Here is a 13,175-nt window from a genome sequence, read left to right on the forward strand (position 1 = left end):
CGTCACCACTCGCCGCCGCCGCGCTCCAGGGCGGCGGCGATGGCCTGGGGAATCGGCTGGCCGCTGCGTTCGCTGGCGAACAGGTACTCGCCGGCCGGATTGACCTCGAAGAACACATGACGCCCCTCGGGTGTGACCCTTAGATCGATGGCGCCGTAGGCCAGTCCGAGCTCTCTCATCAGCGCGCGCAGTCCCGCCTCCACTTCATCCGGCAGGGTATAGGGGAAAACCTCGGCGCTGCCCACGCCACTGCGGTAGTCGACCTCGTACTGCGGCTCGCTCCTGAAGGCGGTCGCGAACATCTCGCCGGCCACCGCGGTGACGCGCAGGTCCAGTGCCAGCGGGATGTATTCCTGAAAGATCACCGGCGCCAGACGAACCGCCTCGAGCCTGGCCATCTCGTCCTGGCCGACCTTGAGGGTCTCTCGCGGCGCCTCGACGATATTGCGAAAGGCCTTGCGCACCACTCCACCATCGCCGTGGCGGGCGATAAACTCGGCAGCGGCGTCCGGGCGATTGGTGATCAGGGTATCGGGAATCTCGAGCCCCAGCCGGTGGGCCAGACGATGCTGGGTCAGCTTGCGCTGGGCGCGTTCGTCGGCCAGCGGATGGTTCATCCAGAAGCTATCCAGGGCATACCACAGTCCAAGCACCGCCTCCTGGGTCTCGGACCAGGCAAACAGCCGTTCGGTGCCGTCGCCCAGGGCAGGGTCCAGGTCAAAGGAACGGATGCGCCGGTTCCATACCGAGCGCACCTCGTCCAGCGCCAGCCGGCGCCCGTCGCCAAGTTCCAGCCACAGGCTGTCACCGCTGGCACCTGCGTAGGCCAGGATTCCCAGGCGCCGGGGGAAGTCGGCGACGTCGATCACCTCCACCGGCGAGTGAAGATGGGGCAGTACCCGCTCGACATGGGCATTGTCGGCAAACGACAGGATCAGGATCATGCTCGGCTCCCTCGAAAAAGGCGGGCACCGACAGGGTGCCCGCGGGTCCTGTCATCGCTCACCGTCCACCAAGCTGCACGTAGGCCGCCCAGGCCTGCTGCCAGGCCAGCATCCCCTGCTGATCGAGCATGCCCTGCTGGTAGAGCTGGGCGTACTGCGCCAGCAGTTGAGCGTACTCGCCAAGCAACGCCTGGCTCTGATCCTGCTCGCCTCCGCCGTCCACCACCGGCGGCTTGAGCGAGGCGCCCGACGGCGCCTGACCGGTGGCCAGCACAAAGGGCTGCAGCGGCTGGGCTGGTTGCATTGGTTGCATCGGCTGGACGGGCTGGTTGCCCCAGCCCCCCGGTAGCGGATTCTCGAAGGCCTGCTTGCCGCCCACGGGGCCTTCCACCAGTTGCTTGGTCGGCACTTCGAAGATCTGCTTGGGAGGCGGGTCAAGCGGCTTCCATTTGCCCGGCTCCAGGCCTGGATCCTTGCCAAAGTCCTTGGGGTTGTCCTTGGGCAACTCCTTGCCGCCGTCCTTGATGCCATCCTTGATGCCATCCTTGATCCCGTCTTTGCCGCCGTCCTTGATGCCATCCTTGATCAGGTCCTTCGGTCCCTCCTTGACGCTCTCCTTGACCGGCTCCTTGACGAACTCCTTGGGGTTATCCTTGGGCCGCTCTTTTGGCGGATCCTTGATCGGTTCCTTGGTGAACTCCTTGGGGGCGTCCTTTGGCAGCGCCTTGGGGTGCAGCGGTGTGCACGACACCATCTCGCCGATGGCACTGCGGGGGCCATCCAGGCAGGCCTGCATCCGTGCCACCTGGCCCTCGGTGAACATCACCATGGTGTCGTCGTCGACGTAGTCCATGTAGTTCATGAACATGTCGCCATCGGGGCCGTTGTCGCAGGACACCTTGGGAAAGGTCGGCTTGCCCAGGTTGGCGCCGCCCTGGTTGGGGGTGTCGTCGACGAAGTCCGAGCCGGAGCAGCCGGTGCCGTCGTCTCCCCAGATATGAAAGAGATTGAGCCAGTGGCCTATCTCGTGGGTGGTGGTGCGCCCCAGGTCGAACGGCGCCCGGGCGGTGCCCATGTTGCCGAAGCCGGTGTAGGTCACCACCACGCCGTCGGTGGCGGCGGGTCCGCCGGGGAACTGGGCGTAGCCGAGCAGGCCACCGGAAAGCGGGCAGACCCAGATATTGAGGTATTCGTCTGCGGGCCAGGCATCCTTGCCGCCGCTGGCGTCGGCCTTGACCTTGTCGTCATCGACAAAACCGCTGACGTCGGTGCGGGTGCGGGTGATGCCATCGGTGGGGTTGCCGTCGGGATCGCTGGTGGCCAGCGCAAACAATAGCCTGGCATCGGCGGCCACCGGCGCGAAGGGCGCAGGTACCGTCGAGATGTCGGCATTGGCCTTGCGAAAGTCCTCATTGAGGATCTCGATCTGGCTGTCGATCTGCTCCCGCGAGATGTTCTGCTCGTCGGTGTTGTAGACCACGTGGACGACCACCGGGATGCGGGTGCACCCCGGACGCTGGACGATGGTGCCGCGCATGGCACGAAAGGCGTGTTCCTCGATGCGCGATCGCCGCCTGGCATAACCGGGGTCCTGGTCCAGCAGTCGCCGGTGAACCGCCATGGTGCCACAACAGCGACACCGTTCCGGATGGGTGGTGTTATCGGACATGCAAGCCTCCCCGCCGGCCAGCCGGTCGGCGTCGTGAGTACAGGTTCAATGGCCAGCAACTGGCCTCAAGTGGCCCCACAACGCACGGTATTGGCGGCGTTGGTGGCCTCAATGACGGGTAATGATCAGAAGATCGTCCTCCAGCGCATCGATATCGTAGTCACCGTCCCAACCGGGCAGTGTCAGGTGCAGTTGATCGCCATCACGCCGCCACTGGCCACGGGCATCGCAGGCAAGGCGGTCGGCGGCGTCTCCGGTGTGGAGCTCGACGGCGCCGTCCTGGTGCAGACACAGGCGCCTTCGCGGCATCCGCGAGGGGGTGACAGCCGGCGAATCCGGGTGCCGCAGCACCGTGCAGTCGCCGATGCCTTCCTCGCGCATCTCGATCCAGTCTCCGCACAGGTCCTTTGGCATCACATCCTCCGATCGGTCTTGTCTTGCTTTACCTGATCTTGTCTTGCCTGTTCTCGTCTCGCCGGGGCGTCACTCGATCACTGGCTGGGTTAATGGCTGGGTGAATGGCTGGCTGAGTGGCTGGGTGAGCGGCCTTGCCACTGGCTCGTTCAACGGCCTGTCGACCGAGACCGTCGCTCCCATCCCCTGCGCGAGCGCAGCAACTCCAACCGCTGCCAGGCCTGACGCCAGCCGGCGTCCAGCTGCGCCGACCAGACGCCTTGTCCCTGCCAGCGACGATACTGGGCCAGCAGTGCTTCATGGTGGGCCTCGAGCTGGCGCCAGGGGTCGCCCAGGTGGTGGCGCTCGTCGCCCCGACAGTGGCATTCCGGCAGGGGCGCGGCGTCGACCGCGTGCAGGCCGGCGCTGGTGGCCACAAACCCCAGGTTCATTGCCACGATCTTCATGGCGTAGGACGGATCCACCGTGGCCAGTACATCGTTCGGTCCGTGGATGGCGTCATTGGCGCCGTCGGCCCCTTCGATGGTCAGCACGGCGGGGATGCCGGCGTCGATAAAGGGCACATGATCACTGGCAAAGGGGTTGAGCGAGACCTGCAGTTCGAGATCGGTGAAGCGGCCTCCCGCCGCACTCAGGCCATCGATCATGTCCTGGCTGAGGGGCGCGCCTTCCAGCAGTACCGCCGCCGGTGTGGCGTTGATCGAGCCGATCATGTCCATATTGAGCACCCCGGCGATGCGCCCCCGCTCGGCAGCGGAGAGTCCCGCCACGAACTGGCGGCTACCGTGCAGCCCCTGCTCCTCGCCGCCGAACAGCACAAAGCTCAGGTCATCATCGAAACGCTGCCCGGCCAGCACCTCGGCCATCAGCATCAGCGCCGCCGAGCCACTGGCGTTGTCGTCGGCGCCCGGCGCCGGTGCGGACGGACCGCCCTGATGGTTGACGCTGTCCAGGTGAGCGACCACCAGCCAGTGACGGGGGCTGGCGGCCTGCCCCGGCAGCCGCGCCAGCAGGTTGATGCTGCTGGCGCCGCCGGGCAGCGATACCTGCTGGCGATCCACGGCCAGCCCCGCCGTGATCAGCTGAGACTCGGCCCAGTCCACCGCCTGGGCGTACTCGGCGCTCGATGATAGGCGCGTCGGATAGGACACCAGCTGACTCAGCAGGGTGACGTAGCGGGCCTGAGAGGCCGACGCGACGACAGCGTCGACGGCCCGGGATCCTGCGGCGTCGCGACGAGGCGCAACCTGGCGAAACAGACGGGTCGATTCGCTTAAAGGGAACAGGCGGAAGCAGGGCGCTTCACTTTGCTCAAGGGGCTTGTTGATCCTGTTGGCCTCGGACCTGGGCAGGTCCACCACCAGATAGCGCCCCGCATCCAGCAGCACCGGGACCTCGGGATGGGCCTGCTGGAACAGCCGGCCCTTCTGGCAGACACCGTGCAGCCTTCCCTGGCCCAGGTCCTGGACCATCGTGTCATCGGCGTCATGCAGGCTGGTGGCCTCGCGGACGGCCCGCCAGCGGGCGTTGGCGGCGACCAGCAGCCGTTTGCGTCCAGCCTCCACCAGCCAGCCACCGGCTTTCTCGACGCGCTCGGTCAGCGTCGCGTCGCCGCTCCTTGCCTGATGCAGTTCGACTTTCATGTCGACTCCCTGCCGTCAACGCGTGCGCCGAACCATCGGTTTCGGCGTCGCCACGACGACCGCCGCTGAACCGAGGAATGGGGCTCAACGGACTTAGTCGGGTGGTACTGAACTACTAAGGTAGTTCGTTCCTCACTCGCCGCCATCACTCGTCACGACAATAGCACCTCGACATCGGTACGATCACCTGCCGGCACATTCACGTCAGGCTATTGATTTTCAGGTAAATATTAAGCGCAGTGGAAAATATTGAAGAGATCAGCCTGCTGGTCGTGTCAAAAAAAGAGCACAGAAAAACAGTACACTGCGTATAGGTGAAACTTCTTCAACAGAAATGCGCTAAAGCTGAGCGCTTTTTCACAGTGGTAAAATTAACAACACGATAGCTCGCCGTGGCGCTGGAGAGCGCCCCGGCTCGACGACACATAACCGTCACTTACCCGCATTTTAGCCCTATCTAATCGACAAGATTGACGTTTTCGGCGCTAGAACCCACCTTTCGGATGCCTTATACTTTTGTCGTAAATTTACGATCTCAACACCCATCGGGATCGTTTTCGTTTTCCAGGAGGCCCGATGGCAATCTCCATCACCCATCTCAGAGCTCGTCATCCTCGCCTGGCGGAGCTCGCCCTGGCCCTCGGTGGCTTTGGCATCGGTACCAGCGAGTTCGTGATCATGGGCTTGATGGAGCGTGTCGCCCAGGACCTGTCGGTCAGCGCCGCCGACGTCGGCTACGCCATCTCCGCCTATGCCCTGGGGGTAGTGGTCGGTGCGCCACTGATCTCGGCACTAGCCGCGCGGGTGCCCCGGCGCACCCTACTGATCTGCCTGATGCTGGTGTTCGCCGTGGGCAACATCGCCAGCGCCCTGGCGACCAGCTTCTGGCCCTTTGTCGGTCTGCGTTTTCTTGCCGGCCTGCCCCACGGCGCCTACTTCGGCGTGGCCGCCCTGGTGGCCGCAGCAGCGGTACCGGTGGAAGAACGCGCCCGAGCCATCAGCCGGGTCATGCTGGGGCTGACCAGCGCCATCGTGATTGGCGCGCCGCTGGCCACCTGGGCCGGCCAGTGGTTCGGCTGGCAGTTCGCCTTCTTCGCGGTGGGCGTCGTGGCCTTTGTCACCATGGGCCTGATCAAGCTGTTCGTGCCGCGCCAGCCGCATGACGTCAAGGCCAGCCCCAAGCGCGAACTGACCGCCCTGGTCAAACAGCGGGTGCTCTACACCCTGGGCGTGGCCAGCATCGGCTTTGGCGGCATGTTCTCGGTGTTCAGCTATGTGGTACCGACCCTGCGCGCCCAGGCCGACATGCCCGAGATGGTCGGCCCCTGGGTGCTGGCGATCTTCGGCATCGGCGGCATCATCGGCAATCTGGTGGGCGCCCGGGCAGCAGACAAGAACCTGATGAAGGCGGTGCCACGCATCCTGCTGTGGTGCCTGGTGGTCCAGGGCGCCTTCTACTTTGCCGCCGACAACCTCTACACCGGCATCCTGTTCGTCGGTCTGGTCGGCACCAGCATGGCGCTGGGTCCGGCGCTGCAGACACGCCTGATGGACGTGGCCGGCGACGCCCAGACCATGGCCGCCTCGATGAATCACGCCGCCTTCAACTGCGCCAATGCGCTGGGCGCCTATCTGGCCGGGGTCACCATCAAGGCCGGTGCGCCCTGGTCCTCCAGTGGCCTGGTCGGCGCCGGGCTCGCCCTTGGCGGCCTGGTGGTGTTCTATATCGGCCTGCGCGCCGAGAAGCGCAGCGACAGACGCCGCGCCGCGGCCACCGACTGCGCCAGCGAGAGCTGATCGTCCGCCCCGGACTCAGGCACCGCCTTCGTTGAGCGGAAAGCGCAATGACAGGCTCCGCGCCCTTGCCCAGGCGGTCCAACCGCCCATGGCGATGAAGCCCACCAGTCCATGCATTGCGCTGTGACGCCACCAGGGCCTCATGCCACCGACCAGAAGTAGCGCACCACGTGGAAGAAGATCGGTGCCGAGAAGATCACCGAATCCAGACGATCGATAAAGCCGCCATGTCCCTCGATCAGGTGACCCCAGTCCTTGATCCCGCGATCGCGCTTGATCGCCGACATCACCAGCCCTCCGACGAAGCCGAGCAGCGCGATCATCAGCGCCAGCAGCGCCGCCTGGCCCATGGAAAAGGGGGTCATCCAGGCCAATCCGGCCCCGACCAGGGTGGCACTGGCCACCCCGCCGAGGAAGCCTTCCAAGGTCTTGGAGGGCGATAGCCTGGGGGCGATACGCCGGCGTCCGAGCAGCTTGCCCCAGACGTACTGCAGGACATCGCTGAGCTGCACCACCACGATCAGAAAGGCGATCAGCAGCACGTTGCGCCCCTCGTAGCCGGGGATGTCCAGGCTCAACAGCGCAGGCACGTGGGATACGCAGAAGACGCACACCATCAGCGCCCACTGGACCTCGCTGACCCGCTCGAGAAAGCCCTGACTATCCCCTCTCAGGGCCGCCACCACCGGCAACAGCAGGAACGCATAGACCGGAATGAAGATCGAGTACATGCCGTAGTACTGGTGCCAGATGAACAGGTACTGCACCGGCAGCACCACGAAGAACACCAGCGCCAGCGCCCAGTGGTCGGCCCGTCGTGACGGCACCAGGCCGATGAACTCGCGCAACGCGGAAAACGAGGCGAAGGCAAACAGCAGCACCACCCCGGTCCTGCCGCCTAGCAGGGCGATACCCATCAACAGCGTCATGATCCACCAGGAGCGGATGCGCTGGTTGAGGTTCTCGATCACCTCGTTTTCGCCCTCGGGCGAATAGCGGCGGGCCAGTACGAAGCCAACGCTACTGGCCACCAGCAAGATCCCGACGATGGCGGCGAGCAGGGTGCCGAGACCGGCGGGAATCACGATATCAGTCATTCGGCGCCCCCTCCCTGGGGCCAGATGCCTCGGTAGCGGAGCCTGGGGTGCTGGTAGCTGGGGTGGTAGCGCCAGGGGTGGTAGAACCTGGATGCGCGGTGTCGGGTGGCGCGGTGACGGGTGACAAGGGGTCGCTGGGAACGCTGGCCCCGGCCGGCGCCAGCGCCTGCAGCGCCCGCTTCGCCCGGGCGAGAAAATCGGCCTTGTCCTCGCCCTCTATCCGAGCCAGCGGCTCGCCGTAGTTGAGCGTGCATAGCAGCGGCAGCGGTACCACCTCGCCCTTGGGCAGCACCCGATTGAGGTTGTCGATCCATACCGGCACCAGTTCTACCTCGGGATAGTCGCAGGCCAGGTGGTAGAGCCCCGGTTTGAACGGCAAAAGGCCCTTGTCATCGGTATTGCGGGTGCCCTCGGGAAACAGGATCAGCGAGTCGCCGCCGTCGAGCGCCTCACGCAGCACCGCCAGGGGGTCAGGTTGGCCGGGCTTGCGCTGGCGGTCGACCAGCACCCCCTTGAAGACGTCGTGGATCAGAAAGCGCCGCAGCCGTGACGCCAGCCAGTAATCGGCGCCCGCCACGGGGCGGGTGCGCGCCCGCAGGCGCGGTGGCAGGGTGGTCCAGATCAGCACGAAGTCGCCATGACTCGAGTGATTGGCAAAGTACAGCCGCTGACGTGCCACCGGCGCGACCCCCGACCAGATCGGCCTGGGCGCCGTCACCAGCCGTGCCACCAGCCGGATCAGCACCCCCGTCAACGCCGCCCGCCAGGCTATTCCTTTCATGTCTTATGCTCCCTTGCCCATGCTCGGACGTTGTTCCGCCCCGGCTGAATGACGCTCCCCGGATCCACCGCCGCCATCGGCTTGCCTTTGTCCGATCTCGCCGCACGCCCAGGCGGTCCCGTTTCCCTCTCCACGGCGCTTTTTCACGGGAGTTCAGGGGGAATTCACGGAGAGTCCAGGGGGAGCGATGGCCCCACCGAGCGACGTCGCGGGTCAGCCTGGGCGGATGCAGGCCCAGGCCCAACTGTGCCATACTTCGCCACCTTGTCGCCCGCGAAGTCGCCCGCGAACGGCGCACGATCCCCAAGGCCTCCAAGTGAAGACCCCGCCCATGTCCCAAGGTACGCTGTTTATCGTTTCTGCCCCTTCCGGCGCCGGCAAGACCAGCCTGGTGCGTGAATTGATCGAGGGTCTCGACGGCATTCAGGTCTCGGTCTCCCACACTACCCGCCCCATGCGCCCGGGCGAGGTCGACGGCGTGAACTACCACTTCGTCGACATGGCCACCTTCGAGGCGATGATCGAGCAGGGTGACTTCTTCGAGCACGCTCGGGTCTTCGACAACTGCTACGGCACCTCGCGCAGCGCCGTGGAGACACTGCTGGCCGCCGGTCAGGACGTGATCCTGGAGATCGACTGGCAAGGCGCCCGCCAGGTTCGCGAGCAGATGCCAGAGGCTGTCTCGGTGTTCATCCTGCCGCCTTCGCGGGAAGAGCTTGAACGCCGCCTGTCGAGCCGCGGCACCGACGACCATCAGGTGGTCAGCGCGCGCATGCGTGAGGCGGTCAGCGAAATGTCCCACTACAGCGAATACGACTTCCTGGTCATCAACGACGACTTCACCACCGCACTGGACGAGCTGCGCGCCCTGGTAGTGAGCCAGCGCCTGGCCACACCGCGCCTTGGACAGCGCCATGCCCCGCTGCTCGAGGCGCTTCTGTCCGACTAGAACACGCTTTCAAAGGCAAGTCGCCGAGGAGCGCGGGCAACCCACGCCTCCCACGGCTCGCTTTTCGGCGCTGCAACCAGACCCCGGCGTCTTGTCACAGGCGGCGTGACTCGAGTAATCTAGCCTGTCACTTCGCAGGTGCAACCCCCGGGCGCAATCGTCGACGGGGGCACAGTCCGTCTCGCCGACCGCGAAAGGCCAGCACCTGCCCGACACACCGTCTGTCAGATCAGGAAGGGCCCAATGGCGCGAGTTACTGTCGAAGATTGTCTGGAACACGTCGAGAACCGTTTCAAGCTGGTGATGATTTCCACCCAGCGCTCCCGGCAGCTGGCCCGTGGCTCACGCGACGCGCTGCTTCCCTGGGAAAACGACAAGCCCACGGTCATGGCTCTGCGCGAGATCGCCGAGGGCCTGATCGACCACAGCGTGCTGGACGAGCCGGTCGAGGCGCCCAGCCGCTTCCGTCCCGAGTACCAGGCCTCGCCCTCCGAGGAATGATCGTGCCGAAGGCGGCCGCGAGTCGCCCTTCGGACCTCTCATCACGCAGTCAGGGCACGCCACATGTTCACGATCGACGATCTGTCTGACCGACTCGGAGGCTATCTGCCCGCCGAGGAAATCCAGCAGGTCAGGCGTGCCTTCTATTATGCCGAACAGGCCCACGACGGCCAGCGTCGTCGCTCCGGCGAACCCTATGTGACCCACCCGCTGGCGGTGGCCAACATCCTCGCCAACATGCACATGGACCATCAGAGCCTGATGGCGGCCATGCTGCACGACGTCATCGAGGATACCGGGGTCTCCAAGGATGCCCTCGCCGGGCAGTTCGGCGAAGCCGTGGCCGAACTGGTCGACGGCGTCTCGAAGCTCACCCAGATCACCTTCGAGGACAAGGCCGTCGCCCAGGCGGAAAACTTCCAGAAGATGGTCATGGCGATGTCCCGGGATATCCGGGTAATCATCGTCAAGCTGGCCGACCGGCTGCACAACATGCGTACCCTGGGCGCGCTGCGCCCGGACAAGAAGCGCCGCATCGCCCGGGAGACGCTCGAGATCTATGCCCGGGTGGCCAGCCGCCTAGGCATCAATACCATCAGGGTCGAGCTGGAGGACCTGTCGTTCCAGGCCATCCACCCGATGCGCGCCGAACGCATCAAGCGCGCCGTGGCCAGCGCCAGAGGCAACCGTCGCTCGGCCATCCGTCAGGTGCAGAACGCGCTGCAGACCCGGCTCGACGAGCACGAGCTCAAGGGCACGGTGATCGGCCGCCAGAAGCACCTGCTGTCGATCTATCGCAAGATGCGCGACCAGCGAAAGTCCTTCGCCGAAATCATGGACGTGTTCGGCTTTCGCATCATCGCCGACGACGTCGACAGCTGCTATCGCATCCTCGGTATGGTGCACAATCTCTACAAGCCGGTCCCGGGGCGCTTCAAGGACTACATCGCCATCCCCAAGGCCAACGGCTACCAGAGCCTGCATACCACCCTGTTCGGCAACAGCGGCATGCCCATCGAGGTCCAGATCCGTACCCGGGAAATGGAGGCGATGGCCAACAACGGTATCGCCGCCCACTGGCTGTACAAGGCCGGGCAGACCTCCCACCCGATCGCCGAAGGCAGCCGCGCCAGGGCCCGGGAATGGGTCAAGGGGCTGCTCGAGATGCAGCGCCATGCCGGCGATTCGCTGGAGTTCATCGAACACGTCAAGAACGACCTGTTCCCCGATGATATCTACGTGTTCACGCCGAAAGGCGACATCATGGAGCTGCCGCAGGGCGCCACCGTGATCGACTTCGCCTACGCCGTGCACACCGAGATCGGCAACACCTGCATCGCCTGTCGCATCGACCGCCATCTGGCCCCGCTGTCATCGCGCCTGGAGAGCGGCCAGACGCTGGAGATCATCACCTCTCCGGGCGGCAAGCCGAACCTCGCCTGGCTCAATTTCGTCGTTACCGCCAAGGCGCGTTCGGCCATCCGCCATGCGCTCAAGCATCAGCAGCATACCGAAGCGGTACAGCTGGGACGCCGCCTGCTGACCAAGGCGCTGGGCGAGTTCGGCGTGCATCTGGAGGACGTCGGCGAAGACGTCATGGCACGGCTGCTCAAGGAGATGGAGCTGCAGAGCGAATCCGCCCTGCTCGAAGCCATTGGCCTTGGCAATCGCATGACCCAGGTGATCGCCCGTCGTCTGGTGGAACTGCACCGTGGCGAGCGAATCGCCCATAGCGAGGCCGCCGAGGACAGCTCCAGGGTCACCATCAGCGGTGTCGAAGGCATGGTGATCAAGTTTGCCCGCTGCTGCCACCCGTTGCCGGGAGACCCGATCATCGGCCATCTGTCGGTGGGCAAGGGCATCGTGGTACACCGCTCCGAGTGCCGCAACCTCCAGGAATTGAAGAGCGACCCGGAGAAACTGCTGACGCTCAACTGGTCGGACACCATCGACGAGGACTTCCCCGTGGCGCTGCGCCTCGAGGTCGAAAGTCGTCGCGGCCTGGTGGCCGAGCTGGCCGGCCTGATCACCGACGCCGACGCCAATATCGAGCGCATCGGCATCGAGGAGCGTGACGCCCGTCTCTCGATCGTCAATCTGACACTTTCTGTGCGTAATCGGACCCATCTGGCACGCATCATCAAACGACTGCGTAACCTTTCGCATATCGGCAAGATCTCTCGACTTGGCAATTGAGCCCCGACGCCAGGGCCGTCATCCCGATGACGGCCCTGGTGGTGGTGTTGCTATTTGCCGCTGACACGACATCAGGAGTCAACAATGAGCAACAAGGCTGTCATCAACACCGACCAGGCGCCCGCCGCCATCGGCCCCTACGCCCAGGCCATCAAGGCCGGCAACACCGTCTACATGTCTGGCCAGATTCCGCTGGACCCGGCCACCATGGAGCTGGTTTCCGACGACTTCGAGGCCCAGGCGCGCCAGGTCTTCACCAACCTCAAGGCGGTGTGTGAAGAGGCCGCAGGCTCGCTGCAGGACATCGTCAAGCTCAACCTCTACCTGGTCGACCTGGACAACTTCGCCACCGTCAACAAGGTGATGGAAGAGGTCTTCACCAAGCCGTACCCGGCGCGTGCCGCGGTCGGCGTCAAGGCCCTGCCCAAGGGCGCCCAGTTCGAAGCCGAGGCGGTGATGGTCATCGGCGACTGATGGACGGAGCCTGAGGTCAGGGTCCGAGGCGTCTGGATTTCCGGCCTCGCTCCCTGCCTGGGCAATCCGGGGATGCGACTGTTTCTTGCGCTCACGCCGCCGACTGCGCTGCGCCAACGCCTCGGCGGGCTGGCCGACCGGCTGCACGCCGAACTGGGCGGGCGCCGCATCCCCGACGACAACCTTCATCTGACGCTGGCCTTCCTCGGTGAGCAGAGCGACACCACCGCCTTGAAGCTGCGTCGCTGGGTCCAGCGCTACCCCTGTGCGCCCGGTCGGCTGACCCTCGACCACGTAGGCTACTTCCACCGGCCCGGCATCGCCTGGATCGGTCCTTCCTCTCCCCCCGACTCCCTTCTCAAGCTGCAGAGCGACCTGTCGCAACAGCTCACCCGATGGGGCCTGCCCCACCAACCGCAGCAATTTCGTCCCCATGTATCGTTACTGCGTAGTGCGATGACTCAATCAGCACAACCTTTATCAGAAGATTGTTTCTGCTGGCCTTATACTTCAATTCAACTAATACAGTCATCAATTAGTCATGAAGGCAGCCGATATACCACGCTCGCAACCAGTCGATAACTCGGTATGGGTAGCTCTGCCATCTGACCGATAGTGGCACCCTTGAGCGTAGGCTCCGGCCAGGCACAGGAACACCACCTTTCGTACACCCGGAGGGTCTGCCTGTTGACCGATCTACCTGGGGTTGG

The 13,175-nt window shown here is 64.8% G+C and carries 12 protein-coding genes; 6 read left to right on the forward strand and 6 right to left on the reverse strand.

The annotated features are described in order from the left end of the window. Nucleotides 1-2: 2 nt before the first annotated feature. From NFH98_RS20275 to NFH98_RS20290, 4 genes are all read right to left on the reverse strand, one after another. Nucleotides 3-944, reverse strand: a complete 942-nt coding sequence (locus NFH98_RS20275; protein ID WP_108131984.1) for an ATP-grasp domain-containing protein — start codon at nt 942-944, stop codon at nt 3-5. Nucleotides 945-1,002: 58 nt separating this feature from the next. Beyond that, nucleotides 1,003-2,613 (reverse strand): M43 family zinc metalloprotease, encoded by a 1,611-nt coding sequence (locus NFH98_RS20280; RefSeq protein WP_349623087.1) that lies wholly within the window; start codon nt 2,611-2,613, stop codon nt 1,003-1,005. A gap of 108 nt (nt 2,614-2,721) precedes the next feature. After that, nucleotides 2,722-3,027 carry a hypothetical protein gene (locus NFH98_RS20285; RefSeq protein WP_045991662.1) on the reverse strand — a complete coding sequence of 102 codons (306 nt, stop codon included), beginning with the start codon at nt 3,025-3,027 and terminating at the stop codon, nt 2,722-2,724. 149 nt (nt 3,028-3,176) lie between these two features. Next, entirely contained in the window at nt 3,177-4,670 is a 1,494-nt protein-coding gene (locus NFH98_RS20290; protein WP_349623088.1) for a M28 family metallopeptidase, read from the reverse strand. Between the two features lie 576 nt (nt 4,671-5,246). On the opposite strand from NFH98_RS20290, the gene NFH98_RS20295 reads away from it, so the two are divergent. Next, nucleotides 5,247-6,467 (forward strand): MFS transporter, encoded by a 1,221-nt coding sequence (locus NFH98_RS20295; RefSeq protein WP_045991661.1) that lies wholly within the window; start codon nt 5,247-5,249, stop codon nt 6,465-6,467. A 140-nt stretch (nt 6,468-6,607) separates the two neighbouring features. Here NFH98_RS20295 and NFH98_RS20300 read toward each other — a convergent pair whose 3' ends face one another. Continuing rightward, entirely contained in the window at nt 6,608-7,564 is a 957-nt protein-coding gene (locus NFH98_RS20300; RefSeq protein WP_108131982.1) for a phosphatidate cytidylyltransferase, read from the reverse strand. Continuing rightward, entirely contained in the window at nt 7,557-8,345 is a 789-nt protein-coding gene (locus tag NFH98_RS20305; RefSeq protein ID WP_222567978.1) for a lysophospholipid acyltransferase family protein, read from the reverse strand. Before NFH98_RS20305 ends, NFH98_RS20300 begins: the two co-directional genes overlap by 8 nt. A gap of 331 nt (nt 8,346-8,676) precedes the next feature. Between NFH98_RS20305 and gmk the strand changes: the two genes are divergently transcribed. The 5 genes from gmk (at nt 8,677) to thpR (ending at nt 13,047) form a co-directional block, all read left to right on the forward strand. After that, nucleotides 8,677-9,294 carry a guanylate kinase gene (gmk, locus tag NFH98_RS20310; RefSeq protein ID WP_045991659.1) on the forward strand — a complete coding sequence of 206 codons (618 nt, stop codon included), beginning with the start codon at nt 8,677-8,679 and terminating at the stop codon, nt 9,292-9,294. 243 nt (nt 9,295-9,537) lie between these two features. After that, complete coding sequence (gene rpoZ / locus NFH98_RS20315) at nt 9,538-9,795, forward strand: DNA-directed RNA polymerase subunit omega (protein WP_045991658.1); 258 nt, start codon at nt 9,538-9,540, stop codon at nt 9,793-9,795. A gap of 63 nt (nt 9,796-9,858) precedes the next feature. Beyond that, nucleotides 9,859-11,991, forward strand: a complete 2,133-nt coding sequence (locus NFH98_RS20320; RefSeq protein WP_348827322.1) for a RelA/SpoT family protein — start codon at nt 9,859-9,861, stop codon at nt 11,989-11,991. A gap of 84 nt (nt 11,992-12,075) precedes the next feature. Continuing rightward, on the forward strand, nt 12,076-12,465 hold the full coding sequence (ridA, locus tag NFH98_RS20325; protein ID WP_108131980.1) for a deaminase RidA: 390 nt from the start codon (nt 12,076-12,078) through the stop codon (nt 12,463-12,465). A 72-nt stretch (nt 12,466-12,537) separates the two neighbouring features. After that, entirely contained in the window at nt 12,538-13,047 is a 510-nt protein-coding gene (gene thpR / locus NFH98_RS20330; protein WP_124804546.1) for an RNA 2',3'-cyclic phosphodiesterase, read from the forward strand. Nucleotides 13,048-13,175: the final 128 nt, after the last annotated feature.

The organism is Halomonas sp. H33-56 (assembly GCF_040147035.1).
In the GTDB taxonomy this organism is placed as follows: Bacteria; Pseudomonadota; Gammaproteobacteria; order Pseudomonadales; family Halomonadaceae; genus Halomonas; species Halomonas litopenaei.